This is a genomic window from Serratia inhibens (genome assembly GCF_003591175.1).
GTDB lineage: Bacteria > Pseudomonadota > Gammaproteobacteria > Enterobacterales > Enterobacteriaceae > Serratia > Serratia inhibens.
In genome coordinates, this window is record NZ_QYYG01000004.1 from 25,394 (window position 1) to 47,998 (window position 22,605).

The window sequence follows — 22,605 nt, forward strand, 5'->3', positions numbered from 1 at the left end:
CTACTCGCCCACCGCCGGCTCACTGCGCTGCCGGTTACGGTACACCGAAGCCGAACATCGGTTATTCTTGCGAAACAGGCGGCAGAAATAATTGCTGTCAACAAAGCCGCAGGCCTTCGCTACGTCCTTTACCTTCATATTGTCGTCCCTGAGCAGGTGTCGGGCCTGTTCCAGCCGGACATGATTCAGGGACTCGTTAAAACCCATGCCGCCCGACTTTTGGAACAAATGCGAAAGGTAATTGGGGGAAATGCCAAAAAATTGCGCAACCGACTCGCGGGTTAAAGGCTCACGGAAATGCGCTTCAAGATAATCCCGCACCGCCAAAAACAACGTCTGACTGCGTGATGCCACCGGTGCCGACGAGCCGAACAGGTCGATCGCATGGCTCAGCAGGCCCTTCACCAGAAAGCGCGCCGTTGACTGATCGTTATGATGCGCCGCCAGTTCGCTCAAGGCCTGCAGCGTAAAAGATCCCACGCGCGATCCTCGTCGTGCCACGCTATCCTTCCCCTGAGGGATAGGATCGCGGCCATCCCATTTCAGCAGGCTGTAACCGAGTTGCTGCTTGTTGAACCGCAGGCTGAGCGTGGTGACCGGCCGCTGCCAGTGCGGGCAGTGCCACCCCTGCGCCGGGACAAACAACGCATCGCCGGGCAGTAACAACTGCCGCTGGCGTTCCCCCTGATGCCCTACCCAGGCCACGCTTTGCTCCCCGGCCAGCACCAGCTCAATACGCGGATAATTGACCAAAGAGGAAAGGTCCGGCGCAGGATGCCGGTTATCGGCAAAATAAACCTGCCTGATCCCCTGCGCGTCATCCAGTAACGGCGCCAACACCGTCAGCAGCGGATGTTTCATCAGCGATGATCCTCCAACCCGGAAAAGATAACGCCAGATGATAACCAATCGACCAAGGGAAAAATCTGCGGCAGGGCAAAAAATGAACGATTGCGGTTGAGCAACGAAAAAGGGCGCCGCAACGCCCAAAAATAATCACACCAGAACATTATTGATTGCGCCAGCCTCGATGGCCGAGCGCACATCGGTCAGGCTTGCTGCTCGCGCAGGCGCTGAGCCGCCAACACCATGTTGGCCAGCGACTGACGGGTTTCCGGCCAGCCACGGGTTTTCAGGCCGCAATCCGGGTTAACCCACAGGCGTTCCGCCGGGATGTTCTGCGCCGCTTTACGCAGCAGCGCTTCGATCCATTCCACGCTTGGCACGTTTGGTGAGTGGATGTCGTACACGCCTGGGCCAATTTCGTTTGGATACTCGAACTCTTTGAAGGCTTCCAGCAGATCCATATCGGAACGCGAGGTTTCGATGGTGATCACATCGGCATCCAGCGCCGCGATGGAATCCATGATGTCGTTGAATTCGCAGTAACACATGTGGGTGTGGATCTGCGTGTCATCCTGCGCGACGGCGGCGTTCAGTTTGAAGGCATCCACTGCCCAGTCCAGGTAAGCGGCCCAGTCGGATTGACGCAGCGGCAACCCTTCACGCAGTGCCGGTTCGTCAATCTGGATGATGCCGATACCGGCTTTTTCCAGATCTTCCACTTCGTCGCGCAGCGCCAGGGCGATCTGCTTGGCGATCACTTCACGGGTTACGTCTTCGCGCGGGAATGACCAGCAAAGGATGGTCACCGGGCCGGTCAACATGCCTTTTACCGGCTTGTCGGTCAGCGATTGCGCATATTTCGCCCACTCAACGGTAATGGCTTCAGGACGGCTGATGTCGCCAATGATCACCGGCGGTTTTACGCAGCGGGAACCGTAGCTCTGTACCCAGCCATTTTGGGTAAAGACGAAGCCATCGAGGTTCTCACCGAAGTATTCCACCATGTCATTACGCTCGGCTTCGCCGTGCACCAGCACGTCCAGGCCCAGACGCTCTTGTTCAACAATCGCCTGTTTGATGTGCTCGCTAATGCTGGTGCGGTAGTTGTTGCCGTCCAGACGCCCCTGTTTGAAGTCCAGGCGCAAGCCGCGGATTTCGGTGGTCTGCGGGAATGAACCGATAGTAGTGGTCGGCCAGGCCGGCAGGTTGAAGCGATCGCGCTGTGCCTGAGCGCGCTGAGCGTAAGGGCTCTGGCGCTCGCTGTCTTGTGCGGTAATGGCGGCCAGACGTTGGCCTACCTGCGCATTGTGTACGCGGCTGGATTGACGACGGGCGCGGATTGGCGCGCTGTACGCGTCCAGTTCTGCCCGCTTTTCTGCACCCGGTGCGTTCAACGCCGCGCTCAGCAAAGCCACTTCGGCGCATTTTTGCAGGGCGAAGGCGAACCAGCTCTTCACTTCTTCATCCAGGCGGGTTTCCACGCTCAGATCGATGGGGCTGTGCAGCAGGGAACAAGAGGTGCCAATCCACAGCGGACGGCTGTTAACCAGCGGTTGCAGGCGCTCGAACCAGTTGCTCAGGTCGGCACGCCAGACGTTACGGCCATTGATGACGCCCAGCGACAGCAGCCACTCTTTTGGCAATGCCTTGTTCAATACGGCGATATCGTCGTGACCGGCCACCAGATCGACATGCAGGCCCTGTACCGGCAATGCGCGGATAGTGTCGAGGTTGTGACCGACGCTGTCGAAATAGGTGGTCAACAGCAGTTTTACCTGGCCCTGCAACGCGTCGTAAGCCGGTTTGAAGGCGTCGAGCCATGCCTGCGGCAGCTCCAGCACCAGTGCAGGTTCGTCGATCTGCACCCACTCTACGCCGCGCTGCGCCAGTTCGGCCAGAACCTGCTGGTAAACCGGCAGAATGTCCTTCAGCAAAGACAGTCGATCAAACTGCTCACCCTTCACTTTGCCCAGCCACAGGTAAGTGACCGGCCCCAGCAGCACAGGCTTGATTTTGTGGCCCAGCGCCAGCGCTTCGTCTACTTCATCCAGCAATTGAGTCCAGCCCAGTTTGAACTGCTGGCCCTTCTGGAATTCAGGCACCATGTAGTGGTAGTTGGTGTTAAACCACTTGGTCATTTCTGCCGCCGCCGCCGGTTCACCGGTCGGTGCACGGCCACGGCCCAGACGGAACAGCTGGTCCAGATCGATTGAGCCATCCGCATTTTGATGACGTGCCGGCACGTTGCCCAGCAGCAAGCTGGTGGTCAATACATGATCGTACCAGGCGAAATCGCCGACCGGCACCAAATCCACCCCGGCCTGCTGTTGCTGTTGCCAATGGCGAGCACGCAGCTCGCGGCCAACCGCCAGCAGCTCTTCCTGCGTTGAGTTGCCTGCCCAGTAACTTTCCTGAGCTTTTTTCAGTTCACGTCGCAGCCCAACGCGTGGAAAACCCAGTGTGTGATTTAGAATTGCCATCGTCATATTCCCCATTTAGCCGTCCAGATGTTTACACATCCATAATCCGCAGGTACTGTATTAACCACAAGCGCAATTTATTCACTGTCACTGTGAAGGACTCTCATGATCGAACTGAAACACTTACGGACGCTGCAGGCTCTGCGCAACACCGGCTCTCTGGCGGCCGCCGCGGCCCAACTCCATCAGACGCAATCGGCCCTGTCGCATCAGTTCAGCGATCTGGAACAGCGTCTGGGCTTCAAACTGTTCGTTCGAAAAAGCCAACCGCTGCGCTTTACCGTGCAGGGAGAAATCCTGTTACAGCTGGCAGAACAGGTACTGCCGCAAATCCAGCAGGCATTGCAGGCTTGCCACGAACCGCATCAAACCACGCTGCGCATCGCCATCGAATGCCACAGCTGCATTCAGTGGCTGACGCCCGCATTGGACAACTTCCGCCAGAGCTTTCCGCAGGTGGTGATGGACTTTAAGTCCGGCGTCACCTTTGATCCGCAACCGGCGCTGCAGCAAGGGGAGCTGGATCTGGTGCTGACCTCAGATATCCTGCCGCGCAGCGGCCTGCACTATTCGCCGATGTTTGATTTCGAGGTGCGTCTGGTGCTGGCGCCGGATCACCCACTGGCCGGCAAACTGCATATTGAGCCGGAAGATTTGAGCGATGAGACGCTGATGATTTATCCAGTGCAGCGTCAGAGGCTGGATATATGGCGTCATTTCCTGCAACCGGCCGGCGTCAGCCCGGCGCTGAAAAACGTCGATAACACCTTGCTGCTGATCCAGATGGTATCGGCACGGATGGGGATTGCGGCGCTGCCGCATTGGGTAGTCGAAAGTTTTGAACGCCAGGGGCTGGTGGTGACAAAAACCCTGGGCGATGGCCTGTGGAGCCGCCTGTATGCGGCAGTACGCGACGGCGAGCAGCGCCAGGCGGTGACGGAAGCCTTTATCCGCTCGGCGCGCCAACACGCCTGCAATCACCTGCCGTTCGTACGCGACGCTGCGCGCCCGGGCAGCCTCGCCGCCAGCGTCAAACCGCTGGCTTCATAAGCCTAATCCTGCGGGCTGCCTGCGCTTGGGTAGCCCGTGGTCTCAATTAGCCGGCTTTGGCGCCACCCAGCGGCGGTGCACCCACAGCGAAGCGACAATCACCGCCCCGCCGATAATAAAACTCGGCCAGTGCGGTTGCTGCTGCCAGATAGCCAAATTCACCAGCAACCCGGCGGGCACGTGCATGTTGTTCATGATGCCGAGCGTTCCGGCATCCACCTGCGTTGCACCGTAGTTCCACATGAAATAGCCCAGCCCGGAAGCCACCACGCCCAGCCACACCAGAATGCCCCATTGCAGGTTAGTGGTCGGCAACTGTTGCGGGTTACCCCACAGGCACCAGGCGACCACCGCGACCACCAACGCCCCGAGGTAGAACCAGGAAAACGCCGTGTGTTGCGGCAACGGGTGCACCTCCATCAGGCGCTTGTAACCGACCATGCCGATGGCGAAGCTGATATTCGCCGCCTGCACCAGCAGCAACCCCCACCAGAAATGCTCGCTCAATTGATGGTAACGGATGATCGCCGCGCCCAGTACCGCCAGCAACGCGCTGAACACATAGGCCCAACGCAGGCGTTGACCGCTGATCAGATCGTAAATCAGCGTGACGTACAGTGGCGTAAGCACGGTAAACAGCAGGAATTCCGGTACCGTCAGGTACATATAGGCACGGAAGCTGAACAAGTACATGATGCCCAATTGGCAGGCACCCACCAGCATGTACATCAGGATCACTTTCGGTTTGATATTGCGCCAGCGCAGGAAAGGCAGGAATACCAACGCCGCCAGCCCGATACGCATCAGCACCGAGAACCAGCTGTCGACCTGGCCCGCCAGATATTCGCCAATCAGGCTGAAAGAGAACGCCCATAAGACGGTAGTAATCACCAGAAGCAGCACGTCGGGTTCACCCTAAACAATCAGAAAAGGCGATTGTAACGGAAGGCGAAATGCTGCGTGATGAAAAGGCGGTTTACAATTGTGCAAAATATAAACTTTTCGGCAATTTTTCACCGGTGGGTTAGGCTTAATTAAAAGCGAGGATAAATATCATGAAGAGTTATCGCATTCTGTACGGCCTGCTGTTGCTGTCCGGACTGGCAACGGCGGCCAATGGCGTAACCGAGCTCAGTTCGCAACAGCAGTTCCTTAACCAGCGCAATCAGCAGACGCAGCAACAACGCATGCTGAATAACCAGCAGTTGGATCAGCGACGCCTGCAACAACAGCGGCAATTCGACCAAAATCAGCAAAATTTGCTGCGAAATGCGCCAAACGGCGGGCAATTGCTGCCAAACGGCAACCAGCCTAGCAATCCGTTTAACCGTACGTCGCCGACGGTGCCGCAAACGCAGATGCCGGCTACACCCGTACGCCCATAATGGTGAGGATCAACGGCGTAGTGACTGCCGCCAGCGCGGTGGACATCACCAAAAAAGACAGACATCAGATCCCTTCCGTTAGCGCGGCGGCAAGGGGCTGACGTCGCAAGAATCAACGGGCGCCGCAGACTGCGCCCGTAACAACGGAGGTTATTCGTTGGGAAAATCCGGGCCGATTAAATCTATCCGGTCGGTACAAATACAGTCAACGCCCCAGTTCAACAACAGGCGCGCACGCGCCGGCTGGTTAACGGTATACACCAGAATGCGCAGGCCGGCCGCCTTCAGCGCCGCTACCCGCTCAGCGGTCAGCTCTTTGTGGTTGATATGCAGCGACACGCAACCCAGCCGCTCTGTCAGCGCCTGCCAGTTGTCATCCCATTCATCCAGCAACAGACCGCGCGGCAGGTCCGGCACCGTACGCTGTGCCGCCTCAAGCGCCTCAACCGAGAACGAAGAAAGCAGCGGTTCGGTCTGGCCTTGCCACAACAGCCGTGCCGCCAGCGCCACCACGCGACCGGTTTCATCGTCAGTGCCGGTGGTGGGTTTGATTTCGATATTCGCCATCATGCCGTGCTGCTGACAGCGCTCCGCGACCTCCAACAACAACGGCAGCCGCTCGCCCTTGTAGGCGGAGTTGTACCAGTTGCCGGCATCCAGCAGCACCAGTTTGTCCCAGGGCAATTCGCCCGCCACACCCCAACCGTCGCTGGTGCGATCGAGGGTATCGTCATGCAACAAAAAGATCTGCCCGTCCTGCGCCAGCTTGACGTCGAACTCAATCATTTTGTGGCCGTGTCGCGCGCCAACGTCGATCGCCGCCAGGGTATTTTCCGGTGCCAGGGAACCGCCGCCGCGGTGGGCGACGATATGAGGATAAGGCCAGGCTGTGGTCATTGTTCCATCCGTAATCCGCTGTTTGAATCAAAAAAGTGCAGCGCCTGTACAGGCAGTTGCAAATATAGCGTGCTGCCCGCCGTCGGCATAGTTTCATGCGACAACCGCGCAATCACGCCATGGCCGCCCCATTGCCCGTGCGCCAGATTATCTGCGCCCAGCAGCTCCAGCGTTTGCAGTTCCAGCGGCACGCCGCCTTGTTCAAGGGTGGTCAGCTGAATATGCTCCGGACGGATGCCGAGCGTCAACGGGCGGCCGCCCCACTGTGCCTGGGCCTGAGGTAAATTCAGCGTCATGCCGCCGGTCAGCAACAGTTGGCTGCCGTCGGCACTCAACGTACCGGGCAGCAGGTTCATCGCCGGAGAGCCGATAAAGCTGGCGACAAACAACGACGCCGGGCGCTGGTAAACCTCGCTCGGGGTGCCAATCTGTTCCGCTACGCCCTTGTTCATCACAATCACCCGCTGCGCCAGCGTCATCGCCTCTACCTGATCGTGCGTGACGTACAGACTGGTGGTTTTCAACCGGCGATGCAATTGCTGCAATTCCAGGCGCATCTGTACACGCAGCTTGGCATCCAGGTTGGAAAGCGGTTCATCGAACAGAAACACCGCCGGTTCGCGCACGATAGCGCGCCCCATCGCCACCCGCTGGCGTTGCCCGCCGGAAAGCTCACGCGGCTTGCGCTGCAACAGCGGCTCCAGCTCCAGAATGCGCGCGGCTTCTTCCACCCGCTGCTGGATATGCTGTTTGCCGAAGCCGCGAATTTTCAGGCCGTAGGCCATGTTGTCGTACACGCTCATGTGCGGATACAGTGCGTAGTTCTGAAACACCATCGCGATGCCACGATCTTTCGGTTCCATATCGGTCACGCGCTGACTGTCGATATAAATATCGCCGCTGGTGGTGCGTTCCAGCCCGGCGACCATGCGCAACAGCGTCGATTTTCCGCAGCCTGAAGGGCCGACCATCACGATAAACTCGCCGTCCGCCACGTCGAGATCGATTTGCTTAATCACCGGCGTTTTACCGTCGTAGGATTTGGTAACTGCCTGTAGTTTTAAACCTGCCATGTGAACATTTCTCTCGTTACTTCTCGCTGTCGACGAGACCGCGCACAAACCAGCGCTGCATCAGAAGAACCACCGTCAGCGGTGGAATTAAGGTCAGAATCATCGCCGCCATTACCTGATTCCACTGGGTCGGCGCGCCGGAGGTGGAGATCATGCTCTTGATGCCCGCCACTGCGGTCCCCATCGAGGCGTCGCTGGTGATCAGGATCGGCCACAGATACTGGTTCCAGCCGTAGATAAAGGTGATGACAAACAGCGCCGCCAGATTGGTTTTCGACAGCGGCAGCACGATGTCCCAGAAAAAGCGCATCGGGCCGGCACCATCGATGCGCGCCGCTTCCAGCAGCTCATCCGGCAACGTCATGAAGAACTGGCGCAGCAGGAAGGTCGCGGTCGCCGAGGCCATCAGCGGCAGCGTCAGGCCGGTGTAGCTGTCCAGCAGGTTCAGGGTGGAGATCACCTCCACCGTCGGGAAAATACGCACTTCTACCGGCAGCATCAGGGTGAGGAAAATCAGCCAGAAAAACAGGCTGCGCAGCGGGAAACGGAAATACACTATGGCGTAGGCCGACAGCACCGACACCAGGATTTTGCCGAAGGTAATCGCCAGCGCCATGATCACGCTGTTCAGCAGCAACAGCGAGAACGGCACCTTGAGGTTGCCCACGCCGCCCTGCCAGATATTGCGGATGTTTTCCCACAGATGGCCGCCCGGTATCAGGGTCATCGGCACCTGAAACACCTGTTTGTCGTCCAGCGTGGCGGCGACAAAAGCTACGTACAGCGGGAACAGCACCACCAGCACGCCGATAATCAGCATTACGTGGCTGAAGATATCCAGCCCGCGTCGGTTTTCAATCATTGGTAGCGTACCTTACGTTCGACAAAGCGGAACTGGATCACCGTCAGGCCAATCACCAACAGCATCAGGATCACCGACTGCGCCGCTGAGCTGGACAGATCCAGGCCGGCAAAGCCTTCGCGGTAGATCTTGTAGATCAGCGTGGTGGTGGACTGAACCGGACCACCGCCGGTAGCGGCATCAATCACCGGGAAAGTATCGAAGAAGGCGTACACCAGGTTAACCACCAGCAGGAAGAAGCTCACCGGGGTGATCAGCGGTAACACCAGGTTGAAGAAACGCCGCACCGGGCCGGCGCCGTCGATAGCCGCCGCTTCCACCAGCGAACGCGGGATCGATTGCAGTGCCGCCAGGAAAAACAGGAAGTTATAGCTGATTTGCTGCCACACCGAAGCCAGCACCACCAGGAACATCGCCTGCCCGCTGTTCTGCGCGTGGTTCCAGTTGTAGCCCAGCCCGCCAAGGAAATGGGTAATCAGCCCCAGGCCGGGGTTAAACAGGAAGATCCACAATACCGCCGCCACCGCAGGCGCCACGGCGTAGGGCAAGATCATCAGCGTCTGGTAAATCCGGCTACCGCGCAGCACGTAATCCACCAATGCGGCGAAGAACAGCGACACCACCAACCCGATACCCGCCACCAGGAAGCTGAAAATCAGCGTGGTGTAAAAAGAATCGAGGTAGTACGGGTCCTGGAACAGTTGGCTAAAGTTATCCAACCCGACGAACTGGCTGGACAGGCCGAAGGGATCCAGGCTTTGCACCGAATACCACAGTGCCTCGCCGGCGGGCCACAGGAAGAATATTGCGGTTATCAGCAGTTGCGGCAGCACCAGCACGTAGGGCAGCCAGCTGCAGCCAAAACCGGGACGATGTGAGCTCATAATCAGGGACTCATGAAGACAAAAGACGGGTGAATCAAAGCAAGGCGTCGCGAGCAAAGCCAGTCTGGGTGCGGACAGCGCACGGCTCCCGGAGCGGACACAAAGTCCATGAGGAGAGCGAGCACTGTCCAATCCCAGGCTGGCGAAGCGCGGTAGCCGTTATTACCTGGTCTGGGACTCGAAGCGACGCAGCAACACATCACCGCGCTGCACGGCAGCGTCCAGCGCCTGCTGTGGCGTTTTCTTGCCGGTCCACACGCCTTCCAGTTCTTCATCCACCACGCTGCGGATCTGCGGCATATTGCCCAGACGCAGGCCTTTGGTGAACGGCAATGGCGGCTTGTTCAGCATCTGACGCGTCGCAACGTCGGCGCCAGGGTTCTTGTCATAGAAGCCCTGTTGCTTGGTCAGATCGTACGCGGCGGTGGTAATGGGCAGGTAGCCGGTTTTCTGGTGCCATTCGGCGGCAATTTCCGGCTGCGCCAGATACTGCAGGAACTCGGCTACGCCCTTATAGGTGGCGGCATCTTTGCCGTTCATCACCCACAGGCTGGCGCCGCCGATGATGGCGTTCTGCGGCGCATTCTTGGCATCGGCGTCGTAAGGCATCATGCCCACGCCATAGTTGAATTTGGCATAGTGTTTGATATCCGCCAGCGAACCGGAAGAGGCGGTAGTGATGGCGCAATCGCCGCTGTAGAACTTCTCGGTCGATTCGTCTTTACGGCCGAAGTAGGTGAAATCCCCCTTCTTGTTCATGTCCGCCAACAGCTGGATATGTTTAACCTGCAAAGGTTTGTTGAACTCCAGCTTGGCGCTGGGGCCACCGAAGCCGTTGTTTTCGGTAGCGAACGGCACACCGTGCCAGGCGCTGAAGTTCTCGAGTTGGATCCAGCCCTGCCAGCCGCTGGCGTAGCCGCACTTCATGCCGGCCTCACGCAGTTTGGCGGTGTCCGCCGCCAGCTCTTGCCAGGTTTTTGGCGGCTGATCCGGGTTCAGACCAGCTTTTTTGAACGCGTCTTTGTTGTAATACAGCACCGGGGTGGAGCTGTTGAACGGCTGGGACAGCAGATGGCCGCTCTTGTTGTCGGTGTAGTAACCGGCCACCGTCGGCACGAACACCGATTCGTCAAAGTTGATGCCGGCATCTTTGAACACCTGATACACCGGTTTGATCGCTTTGCTCGCCATCATGGTGGCGGTGCCCACTTCGTAAACTTGCAAAATCGCCGGCGCCTTGCCGGAACGGTAAGCCGCAATGCCCGCCGCCAGGTTCTGTTCGTAGTTGCCTTTATAAACCGGAACGATTTTAACGTCGCTGTGCGACTGGTTAAAGCGGTCCGCCAGGGAATCCACTTCTTTACCCAGTTCACCTTCCATCGAATGCCAGAACGGGATCTCGGTCGCCGCCAGTGCCTGAGTGCTGACCGCCAGGGTCAACGCGACGCACAGCGTAGTTTTGCGAATAGCGTAGGTGAGCATGCCTAACTCCTGAAAAAGCTGGTGTAATAAGCGCGTGAGCGAAAAGAATCAGTTTTTTGTTCGGAAGCTAACATGCCATGCTCGGATGACAGAAAAATAACCAAAAAATGACAGCAAGGTGACAGCGAGGTGAAGTGCAGATTGCGGTTTGATGTCGGCGACGAGGAAAATCTCCCCCGCCGCCGCGGGGATTACAGCGAACGACGCAGACGGGCGACCGCTTCCTGCATCTGTTGTTCAGTGGCGGTGGCGAACGACAGGCGGAAGCTTGAACGATCCGGGTTATCGGAGAAGAAATATTCCCCCGGCACGAACACCACACCCTGTTGCAGGGTAGTTTTCAGCCATTCGGTGGCGTTGAACGGCTGACGGAAACGCGCCCACAGGAACATGCCGCCCTTCGGCATATCAAAGGTGATGTGATCTCCCAGCTCTTTCTCCACCAGCGCAGCCAGGATCTCGCCCTTTTGCTTGTAGGCGGCGCGGATCTTTTCGATCTGCCCCGGCAGACGATCCAGACCCAGGTAGCATTCGACGATGCTCTGCGACAGAGCGCTGGCGTGCAGATCCGCCGCCTGTTTGATGATCGCCACTTTATGCAGCAGAAACTCAGGCAAAATAGCCCAACCCAGGCGCAAGCCCGGTGCCAGGATCTTGGAGAAGGTCGAGGTGTAGATAATGTTATCGGTATGGCCCAGCACCTGCTGCGAAACCTGATGCAGCGTGGCATTGCGCTCTTCGGTAAAGCGCAGTTCGCCGTACGGATCATCCTCGATAATCAGGAAGTTGTGCTCGGCCGCCAGTTTCACCAGCAGTTCGCGGCGCGGTGCGCTCAGCGTGAGGCCGCTTGGGTTGCCAAAGTTCGGCACCACGTACACGCCCTTGATGCGCTGAGTTTTCAGCAGCTCGGCAAGCTCTTCAACCACCATGCCGTCGCTGTCGGATGATACCGACATGATGTTGGCTTCCGCCAGTTCCAGCGTCTGCAGCGCCGCCAGATAGGTCGGGCGTTCCACCACAAACACGTCGCCAGGGTTGACGATAGCGCGCATCACCAGATCCAGCGCCTGTTGGGAGCCGGCGGTCACCATCACTTCTTCGGCCGTAGCGACCACGCCGCGCTCGGCGCACAACTCGCAAATGCGTTCACGCAGCAACGGGCTGCCTTCAGTCAGGCCGTACTGGAAGGCGCTTTTTGGTTGTTCGGTGATCGCCTGATGGGTGGCAATGCTCAATCCTTCAAAATCAAACAGGGCATCAGAGGGGATGCCGCCCGCCAGCGAAATGACGTTTTCCATCTTACTGTGCTTGAGCAATTCACGAATTGCCGAGCTTTTTACGTTGACGATGCGCTGCGCGAGTAACCCTTCTGTCTTCATTTCTTATTCTCGTAATCGTTATAAATTTTGTAGGGGCGCGGTACACGGCGACCAGGCTATTCGCCCCCACAGGAAAGTGAGTGCAACCAACAACGCTGTAGCCTGAAAGACGACGGGTATTTAGCCGCCCAGATACGCCGACCTTACTGCTTCGTTTGCTAACAATGCGGCTCCCGTATCTTCCAACACCACGCGCCCGTTTTCCAGTACATAACCGCGATCCGCCAATTTCAGCGCCTGATTGGCGTTTTGCTCCACCAGGAAGATGGTCATGCCCTCTTCGCGCAGTTGCTGAATGATGTCGAAAATCTGCTGGATGATGATCGGCGCCAACCCGAGGGACGGCTCGTCGAGCAACAACAGCTTCGGCTGGCTCATCAGCGCGCGGCCGATCGCCAGCATCTGCTGTTCACCGCCGGACATGGTGCCGGAGCGCTGATTGCGACGCTCCAGCAAGCGCGGGAACAGGCCGAACACCCGCTCGATACGCTGCTGGTACTGGTGACGATCGGCAAAAAAACCGCCCATCGCCAGATTCTCTTCCACCGTCATGCGCGAAAATACCCGGCGCCCTTCCGGCACTATCGCCACCGCCTCACGCATAATGCGCGAGGTCTGCCACTGGGTAATATCCTGATCGAGGAAGGTAACGCTGCCTTCGGTGGCGCGCGGCTCACCGCACAGCGTACCGAGCAGCGTGGTTTTACCGGCACCGTTGGCACCGATCAGGGTGACTATCTCACCCTGCCTGATGTTCAGGCTGACCTGATGCAGCGCCTGGATTTTGCCGTAATGGGCGGAAACCTGATTAAATGACAACATAGTATTATTCGCCCAGATAGGCCCGGATGACGTCCGGGTTGTTACGAATTTCCGCCGGGGTGCCCTGCGCCAGCGGCGTACCCTGATTCACCACGTAGATACGATCGGAAATGCCCATCACCAACTTCATGTCGTGCTCGATCAGCAACACCGACACTTTATGCTGGTTGCGTAGCTCGACGATCAAGTGGTCCAGCTCGTCGGTTTCCTTCGGGTTCAGGCCCGCAGCGGGTTCGTCCAGCATCAGCAGTTCCGGACGGGTCACCATGCAGCGCGCAATCTCCAGCCGCCGCTGCTGGCCGTAGGCCAGATTGCCCGCCGAACGGTTAGCCATCTCAAGCAAGCCAACGCGTTGCAGCCACACGGAAGCACGTTCCAGCGCGTCGGCTTCGGCACGACGGAAGGCAGGGGTTTTCAGCAGCCCGGCGAATACGCCGCTTTTCAGGTGCTGATGCTGGGCGACCAGCAGGTTCTCAATCACCGTCATTTCGCGGAACAGCCGCACATGCTGGAAAGTGCGCACTACGCCCATGCGGGCAATCGTCTGGCCAGGCAGCCCTTCCAGATGGCGATCGCGCAGCTTTATGGTGCCGCCAGTAGGGCGATAAAAGCCGGTCAGGCAGTTGAACACCGTGGTTTTTCCCGCGCCGTTCGGGCCGATCAGCGAAACAATTTCGCCTTCGTTCAACTCGAGCGCCACATTATTTACCGCCAGCAGGCCGCCGAAACGCATCGACAGTCCTTCTACTTTCAGCAGAGGTTGCATGCTCATGCCTGTTCCCCCTTGCCGGCCGTTTTCAACTTCAACTGCGGGCGCTTCATCGGCAGCAGCCCTTGCGGCCGCCAAATCATCATCAACACCATCAACGCGCCCAGCAACAGCATGCTGTATTCGTTCAGATCACGCATCATCTCGCGCGACACCACCAGCAGGATAGCCGCCAGGATCACCGCGAACTGCGATCCCATGCCGCCCAACACCACAATCGCCAGCACGAAGGCCGATTCGACGAAGGTGAAGGACTCCGGGCTCACGAAGCCCTGGCGCGCGGCGAACAGCGTGCCGGCAAAACCGGCGAAGGCGGCGCTGATGGTAAAAGCGGTCAGTTTGATTTTGGTCGGGCTCAGGCCCAGCGAGCGGCAGGCGATTTCATCTTCACGCAGCGCTTCCCAGGCGCGGCCCAATGGCATGCGCAGCAAGCGGTTGATCACAAACAGCGTCAGCACCACCAGCAGCAACGCCACCAGATACAGGAACACGATGCGATCGCTCGGATCGTATTGCAGGCCGAAGAAATTATGGAAGGTATCCCAACCGCCGTCACGCGCGCTGCGGTTGAATTCCAGACCAAAAAAGGTCGGTTTCGGGATCTGGCTGATGCCGTTCGGCCCACCGGTAATCTCGGTGTTGTTCAGCAACAGGATACGTACGATCTCACCAAAACCCAGCGTCACAATCGCCAGGTAGTCCCCGCGCAAACGCAGCACCGGGAAACCGAGCAGGAAACCGAAGATGGCAGTGACGATACCCGCCAGCGGCAGGCTTTCCCAGAAGCCAAGGCCGTAATAGTGATTCAGTAGCGCGTAGGTATAGGCGCCGATGGCGTAGAAGCCGCCGTAACCCAGCACCAGCAGGCCGGACAGCCCTACTACCACGTTCAGGCCCAGGCCGAGCATCACGTAGATCAACGTCAGGGTGGCGATATCCACCGAGCCGCGCGACACCAGAAATGGCCAGGCGATCGCAGCGACAATAATCGCCGCCGCCAACAGCTTCTGGCGCGGGGTGGTGCCGTCAAAGCTCGGTAATACAAAAGAGGGGCCGGAGAGTTTTTTCAACCCCTGCCGCATCAGCGGGCGCAACAGTTGGAAGAAGAAGACGATGACGCAGCCGATGCCGATCCACATCCAGCGCACTTCCGCCGCACCGTGGACCACCAGCTTGGTACCGTCCAGGCTCAGTTGCATCCCCATCAGGAACGACGCCATGACAAACAGCACTACCGAGGCTATCAGCGCGTTAAGCAGATTGAGTTTCATACCTTCTCAACCTCCGGCCGCCCGAGGATGCCGGTCGGCATGATCAGCAACACCACGATCAGCAGCGCGAACGACACCACGTCTTTATATTCGGTGCTCAGATAGGCCGAGGTCAGCGCTTCTGCCACTCCCAGTACCAGCCCGCCGATCATCGCGCCGGGAATACTGCCGATGCCGCCCAATACTGCCGCGGTAAAGGCTTTCATGCCGGCCATAAAGCCGATGTACGGGTTGATTACGCCGTAGAACTGGCCAAGCAGCACACCGGCCACCGCCGCCATCACGGCGCCGATCACGAAGGTCAGTGAAATCACCCGGTCGGTATTGATGCCCAACAGGCTGGCCATCTTCAAATCTTCCGCGCAGGCGCGGCAGGCGCGACCCATGCGGGAATAACGGATAAACAGCGTCAACGCCAGCATCGCCAGGAAGGTGACGCCCCAGATAATCAGTTGCATGGTGCTGATGGTGGCGGCGAAGCCATTGCTTTCACCCAGCACCCACTGGCCGGTGACCAGGCTTGGCAACGCCAGATCGCGCGAGCCCTGAGTCAGGCTGACGTAGTTTTGCAGGAATATCGACATCCCGATGGCGGAAATCAGCGCTATCAGGCGTTTGGAGTTGCGCACCGGCTTATAGGCCACCCGCTCGATGCTCCAGCCGTAGGCGCTGGCGATCACGATCGACACCAAAAACGCGGCGCCAATCAGCAGCCAGCCGACGTCGATACCGAGCATCATCAGGGCGGCGATAACAATAAAGGAGACATAGCTGCCGATCATATACACCTCGCCGTGGGCGAAGTTGATCATGCCGATAATGCCGTAGACCATGGTGTAACCGATGGCGATCAATGCATAGGTGCTGCCCAGCGTGACGCCGTTGAACATCTGCTGCAGAAAATAGAGAACCTGCTCTGACATACTCTGACCCTTGGCTGCGAAACCTGAACGCGAAGATCGTTCAGGTAAAGGGATACGGGGCCGGCAAGCCGGCCCGCGGGCGCAGCGGACTGCGCCCTACCCTGATTATTATGGCTTATTTAATCGGTGTTGATGTGCCGTCTGCATGCCATTCAAACACGCCGAATTCGAAACCTTTCAGATCGCCCTTATCATCCCAGCTCAGCGGCCCCATCACGGTGTCCACCGGCTTGCCGGTTTTCAGATCCTTGACGATGTCGGCCGGCTCCTGGCTGCCGCTGCGCTCCATCCCGGTAGTCAGAGATTGCAGCGCTGCGTAAGTGGTCCAGACGAACGGCCCGGTCGGATCCAGCTTCTTGGCCTTCAGTGCATCCACGACAGGTTTGTTGGCAGGTACCTGATCGTAACGTTTAGGCAGGGTCACGAGCATGCCTTCTGAGGCGGCACCGGCAATGTTGGACAACGAGGAGTTGCCCACGCCCTCTGGCCCCATAAAGCGGGTGGTCAGGCCTGCCTGTTTTGCCTGACGCAGGATCTGCCCCATTTCCGGGTAGTAGCCGCCGAAGTAAACGAAATCGACGTTTTCTTTCTTCAGACGCGCCACCAGAGTGGAGAAATCTTTATCACCGGCGGTGATGCCTTCAAACATCACCACGTCGGTACCCTGCTTTTTCAGGCTGTCGCGCACCGAGCGCGCCAGGCCTTCGCCATACTGCTGCTTGTCGTGAACCACGGCAATGCGCTTGGGTTTGATTTCGCTGAGGATGTATTTCGCTGCGGTTGGGCCCTGATCGGAATCCAGCCCGGTGGTACGCATGATCATCTTGTAACCACGGGTGGTCAGATCGGCGTTGGTGGCCGCCGGGGTAATCATGATCACGCCTTCGTCTTCATAAATATCGGAAGCCGGTTGAGTCGAGGACGAGCACAGGTGGCCGATCACATAGCGAATGCCGTCATTGATCACCTTGTTGGCGACCGCAACCGCCTGTTTCGGGTCACAGGCGTCGTCATATTCCACGCCGACCAGTTTATCGCCCTTGATGCCACCTTTGGCGTTGATATCGGCAATCGCCTGACGGGCACCGGTAAACTCCATATCGCCATACTGCGCGACCGGGCCGGACATTGCGCCCACGATCGCCACCTTGATATCTTTCGCCATTGCCGAATGGCCGATCGCCATCGCGATACAACCCGCCAACAGCGCCTTACCTTTTGTTAATTTCATCCGCAAATCCCCATCTGTCGTTGTGAACGTACCTGTTGTGTTTGCCTGCACCTGACCCTTATTTACTGCTTTTATTCATAAGTAATAATGATTTAGGTGTTTTCGTGGCAATATTTTCTAATAAGACTTTATTTTTCATACCATTAAACAGGAATTTTCTGCTGCAAATCAACTTGAACAATCAGAAACAAGCGGTGTAAACAGGATAAAATCCGGATTAAATCTGCGCCATTTTGCATCAGTCGCAGCGCGTTATGCTGGTTATCGATCCATTAACAATCTATTTACTCGGAAAATGCGTCCTGCAAAAAACATTTTGCGCAGTAATCGTACAGAAAAACTTACACAACGCTCTGTGCAAGATCTATTACACTGTCGGCATCGATTAGCCGTTCGGAAATTCTGCATGAAACTGACTATTGAGCGATTAACCACGCTGTCCCCGCAAGACCTTATCGACCTCGGTAAAATCTGGCCGCAACAGCAGCCGCAGCAGTGGCAGAGCTGGCTGGACGGTGATAAGGCCCTGTTCGCCGCCCGTTTTAACGAACGGCTGCTGGGTGCGGTGAAAATTGTGCTGGATGGCGATAACGCTCAACTGCAGGATTTGCTGGTGCGCGAAGTGACGCGCCGTCGCGGCGTCGGGCTGTATCTGGTGCAGGATACACAGCGCCAACTGCCCCAGATAGCGCATTGGCAGCTTTCTATCGCCGGCCTGGCACCGCGCGAACGCGGTGAAGTGGATAACTTTATGCGCGCCTGCGGTTTCACTCAGCAAGGCGATCTCTGGCATAAATGAAACGCGGGATGATGGCGTTGCTGCTGTTGGCACTGGCGTTGACGGCCTGGTTCGCTGGCCGTCACCAGGCGCTGCGGCTACCACCGCCCCGGGACAACCAGATTTATATCTGGCAACGGGTCTGGACGCCGCAACACGCCACTGCGCTGGCGCAAAGCCGCGACCTGTTCTCCACTCTGCGCGTGTTGGGTGCGCAGGCGCATCCGCGCGAAGGCTGGCGCGAAATCCCGGTCAATCTGCCGCAACTGCAACAAGATGGCCGCCCGATGTGGCTGGTAGCCCGTTTGGATGGGCAACTGGCGCAACTCGATGAATCGGCTATTCGTCAGCGCCTGGTAAAACAGGTTCTGCAATGGCAGGCCGCCGGGTTGCAGGTGATCGGCATCGAAATAGATCATGACGCCGCCACCGCTCGTCTGCCTGACTATCAATATTTCTTGCAACAGCTGCGCCGACAACTGCCTTCTTCCTTGCAACTCGGCATTACCGCGTTACCGGCCTGGATCGGCTCACCGGCGCTGCCCGGCGTGTTGCAACAGGCAGACAGCTCGGTGTTGCAGGTTCATGCGGTGCTCTCGCCGCAGCAGGGGCTGTTCACCGCCCCGCTGGCGCTGCGCTGGGTAAAACAATATGCAAAAATTACGTCCAAACCTTTCAGAGTGGCGCTGCCGGCCTACGGTATGGGCCTGCTGGGCGTTGATGCACAGGGCGCACAGGTCGAGAGCGAAGCTTCGCTGCGCGTGGCGGGCAATCCCCGCGAACTGACGGTAGCGCCGCAACAGGTGGCCGATTTTCTGCAGCAACTGGATACCCAGGCGGTACCGCATCTGCGCGGCGTTATCTGGTTCCGGCTGCCGCTGGCGGACGATCGCCGTGCCTGGTCGCTCAATACGCTGCGGGCGGTGATCGAACAACAGCCGCTTAACGCCAGCTGGCAGGTAAAATTTAGCCCTCAGCCACAGCAAAATGGGCTGTATGATCTGATAATTCATAATAACGGACCGGTTGATGCCCCGTTGCCTCGTGAAATAACCGTCGCCGCCACGGACTGTCTGGCGGCAGATGCGGCGGGCAACTACCGGTTGGAAAGCGGGCCTCAGCGCCAGCGCTTTGTCCTTATCAGCGGCGATCAGCTGCGCGCCGGGCAATCCCGGCCGCTGGGCTGGCTGCGCTGCCAACAATTGACGCCAGGAGGCACTCTTGTCATACCCTGATGCACCCGCGGTACGCAACCGCCACGGCCGGTATCTCTCACTCGCCGCCCTGATCGGCTCCGCGCTGGCGATGCCCATTAACGGTTTCGCTTGCGGGCCGGACTTTCCCAACCGTTTGCTGACCGATCGTAACGGTACCCTGCTGTATATGCCGGAAGGCAATTTTGCCTTTGAGGCCAGTCGCCTGGTCGCGGTCGATAACCAGCTGCCGCTGTGGAAAGCGCCTCCACCGGCAACGCCGCCGAAACCGATGCCGCTTTCGCCGGAGACAATCATTATCGGCAAAATGCGCGCCGCCAAGACCGTCGAGGAGGCCGATGCAGTCAATTCTCAGGGGTTGTCAGACGCCGCACGCCTTTATCAACTCGGCGCCGTGGCCTTTGCCGGTGCTGATCCGCGGGCCGCAGAGTATTTCCAGCAGGTCCTGGCGCTGCCCGCAGCACAGCAGGGCGACTGGGGACTTCGGGCGCAGTATTCGCTCGGACGGGTTCTGATGGACGACCACGGCACGCCGGAAAATGAGTCCGATACACCGGCTCCGGCGGTTAAACGTCCGGCTAAACCACAGTTAGAGCAGGCGCAGGCGGCTTTTCAGCAGGTGATTGACCGGGTTAAAGCCGGCGCGGCCGATCCTGATCAACTGGCGCTGAGCAGCCTGGGACAGCAAGCGCGCATCCAACTGTGGCTGGGTAACATCGCCCCGGCGGCACAACTGTACGCCCGGCAGGCGGCGCAGGGCGATCAAAACGGTGGGCTGTCGTTACAGTACGTCTCCAGCTATCTGGTCAATCCTGACCACTTTGACGCGCTGAAACAGGCCATTAGCGATCCGTTGATCCAACAGTTGGTGACCATCGAACTCTTTGCGCGCGGCAGCAATTTGCAAATGTCGGATACCGATGCCACCGGTACCCGTTCGAAACAGATCATCAGCCAAATTCTGACGCTGCTGAACGCCTCGGTGAAAAGTGGCTTCAGCGGCAGCGACCGGCTAGCGGCGCTGGCTTATCGCGCCGGGCAATATCCCATGGCGGCCAGCCTGTTGAAACATGCCGGCGACAGTGGGCTGGCGTGGTGGCTGCGCGCCAAGATGGCGCTACGCAATGGGGATGTTAAGGCGGCTACCGCCGCTTATGCCAAAGCGGCTGCAGCCTTCCCCTCCAGTGAAAGCTGGGGCGAGCAGCGCAATGCGGACTTTGCGCCGGAAACCATCGTGCCCGAATGCCGGGTGGCCGGGGAGCAGGCGATCCTTGCGTTGGATCGCGGCGACTACCTGCAGGCGATGGATTTTCTGTATCGCGGCAAAGAGATTTATTGGGCAGATGTCGCCGATGTGGCCGAGCGGGTGCTGACGATCGACGAACTGAAAGGCTTCGTTGATAAACATGTGCCGGCACCGGCAACGCCGCTGAAACCCGTCAATCCCGATGAGTACAACGGCCAACAAATCACGCCGGATATCCAATTGCGGGAACTGCTGGCGCGACGGCTGATGCGTGCCGGGCGGGCCCAGGAGGCGATGGACTACTTTGATATTCCGAACTACCGCCAGGTGGCGCAAGGGTATGCCGATACGCTGAAAACCGCGCAGGACAAAACCGCCGACAAACAGGTGCGGGCCAAAGCCTATTATCAGGCGGCGACACTGCTGCGCACGCAGGGGCTGACCTTCACCGGCTACGAGATGACGCCGGATTACGCCATTTATGACGCAGGTTATTCATATCTGGGGGATGCCTTTGATACCCACGAGCTGAAACACAAGAGTTGGATCAGCAGCGCCGAAGCGGCGCGAGCCAAAGCGGCGCTGCCGGCACAAGACAATCGCTTCCTGCATTATCGCTGGCAGGCGGTCGACCTTGCCCAGCAGGCCGCCGATTTGTTGCCGCCCAAAAGCCAGGCGTATGCTGCCGTGCTGTGCAATGCCGCCGGCTGGGTTATTAAACGCGACGCGAAAACCGGCCAGGCGCTGTATCAGCGCTATATCAACACCGGCACCCGTTACCCCTGGGCCAGCAAGTTTGGTTACGACTGCCCGGCACCGGATTTTGCCGCGGCAGGCCGGTAACGCCGAATTTCAGGCACAAAAAAACCCGTTCACTGCTGAACGGGTTTTTTAACGCTTAAGCGGGATCAGGCTTCGATCGCCATTTTCAGTTTCTTCATGGCGTTCTTTTCCAACTGGCGCACACGCTCGGCGGAAACGCCGTACTGATCGGCCAGTTCCTGCAAAGTGGATTTGTTGTCGTCATCCAACCAGCGGGCGCGAATGATATGCTGGCTGCGCTCGTCCAGACCTTCCAGCGCGTAGGCCAGTTTGTCTGCGGCATTACTTTCCCAGTTATCTTCCTCGATGCCTTCGGCGAAGTCCGAGCTTTTGTCCTGCAGGTAGAGAACCGGCGCCATCGACTGACCATCGCGCGCGTCGTCGTCCGGCGTGGGATCGAAAGTCATATCCTGCGCCGCCATGCGGGACTCCATCTCACGCACGTCTTTGCTGGTCACGCCCAACTCGCGAGCTACCAGTTCCACCTCGTCCTGATTGAACCAACCCAGACGTTGCTTGGTTTTACGCAGGTTAAAGAACAGCTTGCGCTGTGCTTTGGTGGTAGCGACCTTGACGATACGCCAGTTGCGCAGCACGTATTCGTGAATTTCTGCCTTGATCCAATGCACCGCAAAGGACACCAGGCGCACCCCAACTTCCGGATTGAAGCGGCGTACAGCTTTCATCAGGCCGATATTACCTTCCTGAATCAGGTCTGCCTGCGGCAGGCCGTAACCAGAGTAATTACGGGCAATATGAGCGACAAAGCGCAGGTGAGACAGGATCAGCTGCTTAGCGGCCTCCAGATCGCCCTGATAATGCAGCCGTTCAGCCAGCTCCCGCTCTTCCTCTGCCGTCAGCATCGGATAGGTGTTGGCGGCCCGGATATAGGCTTCCAAACTGCCCTGGGGCACTAAAGCTAAAGTTTGCATTTCTTTGGTCATTCAAACCCTCTCTTGAGAAAACAGGTCATGCAGGTGATTATTTACGGCGGGGAAAAGATTGATTTTACGGCAGTTGCTGTTGCAAAAGCGGTCCACACGCCGGGCACCCTAACATTTTGCTGCAAATTTTGACCGTGTTCCGCCCTATAAGTTCACTGTTTTTCGATCGCATTGCAGATGACAATACGTGACGAAGGTGGAGACCGATAGGGAATTTGTGCGCTAAGAAGAGACTGAATGGTGCTTG

Annotated in this window: 20 protein-coding genes; 5 read left to right on the top strand and 15 right to left on the bottom strand. The window is 58.2% G+C overall.

Translation table 11 applies throughout. The features are described 5' to 3' along the window. Together D4100_RS14695 and metE are read right to left on the bottom strand one after the other, a co-directional pair. The gene (locus D4100_RS14695; protein ID WP_065505725.1) at nucleotides 1-861 is read right to left on the bottom strand and encodes an AraC family transcriptional regulator; all 861 of its coding nucleotides are present in this window, start codon (nucleotides 859-861) and stop codon (nucleotides 1-3) included. A gap of 188 nt (nucleotides 862-1,049) precedes the next feature. After that, nucleotides 1,050-3,326, bottom strand: coding sequence for a 5-methyltetrahydropteroyltriglutamate--homocysteine S-methyltransferase (gene metE / locus D4100_RS14700; RefSeq protein ID WP_119804654.1), 2,277 nt, complete (start codon nucleotides 3,324-3,326; stop codon nucleotides 1,050-1,052). A gap of 105 nt (nucleotides 3,327-3,431) precedes the next feature. On the opposite strand from metE, the gene metR reads away from it, so the two are divergent. After that, nucleotides 3,432-4,376: an HTH-type transcriptional regulator MetR gene (metR, locus tag D4100_RS14705; RefSeq protein WP_065505723.1), complete on the top strand. Its 945-nt coding sequence runs from the start codon at nucleotides 3,432-3,434 to the stop codon at nucleotides 4,374-4,376. Between the two features lie 42 nt (nucleotides 4,377-4,418). On the opposite strand, the gene D4100_RS14710 is transcribed toward metR, so the two are convergent. Next, nucleotides 4,419-5,279 carry a carboxylate/amino acid/amine transporter gene (locus D4100_RS14710; RefSeq protein WP_065505722.1) on the bottom strand — a complete coding sequence of 287 codons (861 nt, stop codon included), beginning with the start codon at nucleotides 5,277-5,279 and terminating at the stop codon, nucleotides 4,419-4,421. 152 nt (nucleotides 5,280-5,431) lie between these two features. Between D4100_RS14710 and D4100_RS14715 the strand changes: the two genes are divergently transcribed. Then, on the top strand, nucleotides 5,432-5,761 hold the full coding sequence (locus D4100_RS14715; RefSeq protein WP_065505721.1) for a hypothetical protein: 330 nt from the start codon (nucleotides 5,432-5,434) through the stop codon (nucleotides 5,759-5,761). A gap of 150 nt (nucleotides 5,762-5,911) precedes the next feature. On the opposite strand, the gene ugpQ is transcribed toward D4100_RS14715, so the two are convergent. From ugpQ to D4100_RS14770, 11 genes are all read right to left on the bottom strand, one after another. Continuing rightward, a complete protein-coding gene (gene ugpQ, locus D4100_RS14720) occupies nucleotides 5,912-6,658 on the bottom strand; it encodes a glycerophosphodiester phosphodiesterase (protein ID WP_065505720.1) in 747 nt (248 codons plus the stop codon). After that, nucleotides 6,655-7,731: a sn-glycerol-3-phosphate import ATP-binding protein UgpC gene (locus D4100_RS14725; protein ID WP_119804655.1), complete on the bottom strand. Its 1,077-nt coding sequence runs from the start codon at nucleotides 7,729-7,731 to the stop codon at nucleotides 6,655-6,657. Before D4100_RS14725 ends, ugpQ begins: the two co-directional genes overlap by 4 nt. A 16-nt stretch (nucleotides 7,732-7,747) precedes the next feature. Next, a complete protein-coding gene (gene ugpE, locus D4100_RS14730) occupies nucleotides 7,748-8,593 on the bottom strand; it encodes a sn-glycerol-3-phosphate ABC transporter permease UgpE (RefSeq protein WP_065505718.1) in 846 nt (281 codons plus the stop codon). Further along, a complete protein-coding gene (gene ugpA / locus D4100_RS14735; RefSeq protein ID WP_065505717.1) occupies nucleotides 8,590-9,477 on the bottom strand; it encodes a sn-glycerol-3-phosphate ABC transporter permease UgpA in 888 nt (295 codons plus the stop codon). Before ugpA ends, ugpE begins: the two co-directional genes overlap by 4 nt. 162 nt (nucleotides 9,478-9,639) lie before the next feature. Further along, the gene (gene ugpB / locus D4100_RS14740; RefSeq protein ID WP_119804656.1) at nucleotides 9,640-10,959 is read right to left on the bottom strand and encodes a sn-glycerol-3-phosphate ABC transporter substrate-binding protein UgpB; all 1,320 of its coding nucleotides are present in this window, start codon (nucleotides 10,957-10,959) and stop codon (nucleotides 9,640-9,642) included. A 191-nt stretch (nucleotides 10,960-11,150) separates the two neighbouring features. Next, entirely contained in the window at nucleotides 11,151-12,338 is a 1,188-nt protein-coding gene (locus D4100_RS14745; RefSeq protein ID WP_065505715.1) for an aminotransferase-like domain-containing protein, read from the bottom strand. A gap of 120 nt (nucleotides 12,339-12,458) precedes the next feature. Then, nucleotides 12,459-13,160: a high-affinity branched-chain amino acid ABC transporter ATP-binding protein LivF gene (livF, locus tag D4100_RS14750; RefSeq protein WP_065505714.1), complete on the bottom strand. Its 702-nt coding sequence runs from the start codon at nucleotides 13,158-13,160 to the stop codon at nucleotides 12,459-12,461. Nucleotides 13,161-13,164: 4 nt separating this feature from the next. Continuing rightward, a complete protein-coding gene (livG, locus tag D4100_RS14755) occupies nucleotides 13,165-13,932 on the bottom strand; it encodes a high-affinity branched-chain amino acid ABC transporter ATP-binding protein LivG (RefSeq protein ID WP_065505713.1) in 768 nt (255 codons plus the stop codon). Then, nucleotides 13,929-15,200, bottom strand: coding sequence for a high-affinity branched-chain amino acid ABC transporter permease LivM (locus tag D4100_RS14760; protein ID WP_065505712.1), 1,272 nt, complete (start codon nucleotides 15,198-15,200; stop codon nucleotides 13,929-13,931). Before D4100_RS14760 ends, livG begins: the two co-directional genes overlap by 4 nt. Then, nucleotides 15,197-16,123, bottom strand: a complete 927-nt coding sequence (gene livH, locus D4100_RS14765; protein ID WP_065505711.1) for a high-affinity branched-chain amino acid ABC transporter permease LivH — start codon at nucleotides 16,121-16,123, stop codon at nucleotides 15,197-15,199. Before livH ends, D4100_RS14760 begins: the two co-directional genes overlap by 4 nt. Before the next feature lie 115 nt (nucleotides 16,124-16,238). Further along, complete coding sequence (locus D4100_RS14770) at nucleotides 16,239-17,354, bottom strand: branched-chain amino acid ABC transporter substrate-binding protein (protein WP_006317237.1); 1,116 nt, start codon at nucleotides 17,352-17,354, stop codon at nucleotides 16,239-16,241. 406 nt (nucleotides 17,355-17,760) lie between these two features. Between D4100_RS14770 and panM the strand changes: the two genes are divergently transcribed. From panM to D4100_RS14785, 3 genes are read left to right on the top strand one after another with little or no spacing between them, the layout of a single operon-like run. Beyond that, complete coding sequence (gene panM, locus D4100_RS14775; RefSeq protein ID WP_119804657.1) at nucleotides 17,761-18,153, top strand: aspartate 1-decarboxylase autocleavage activator PanM; 393 nt, start codon at nucleotides 17,761-17,763, stop codon at nucleotides 18,151-18,153. Then, entirely contained in the window at nucleotides 18,150-19,367 is a 1,218-nt protein-coding gene (locus D4100_RS14780; protein ID WP_119804658.1) for a DUF3142 domain-containing protein, read from the top strand. Before panM ends, D4100_RS14780 begins: the two co-directional genes overlap by 4 nt. Continuing rightward, nucleotides 19,354-21,435: a hypothetical protein gene (locus D4100_RS14785; RefSeq protein ID WP_119804659.1), complete on the top strand. Its 2,082-nt coding sequence runs from the start codon at nucleotides 19,354-19,356 to the stop codon at nucleotides 21,433-21,435. Before D4100_RS14780 ends, D4100_RS14785 begins: the two co-directional genes overlap by 14 nt. A gap of 65 nt (nucleotides 21,436-21,500) precedes the next feature. Here D4100_RS14785 and rpoH read toward each other — a convergent pair whose 3' ends face one another. After that, nucleotides 21,501-22,358: an RNA polymerase sigma factor RpoH gene (rpoH, locus tag D4100_RS14790; RefSeq protein WP_004950979.1), complete on the bottom strand. Its 858-nt coding sequence runs from the start codon at nucleotides 22,356-22,358 to the stop codon at nucleotides 21,501-21,503. Nucleotides 22,359-22,605 lie beyond the last annotated feature (247 nt).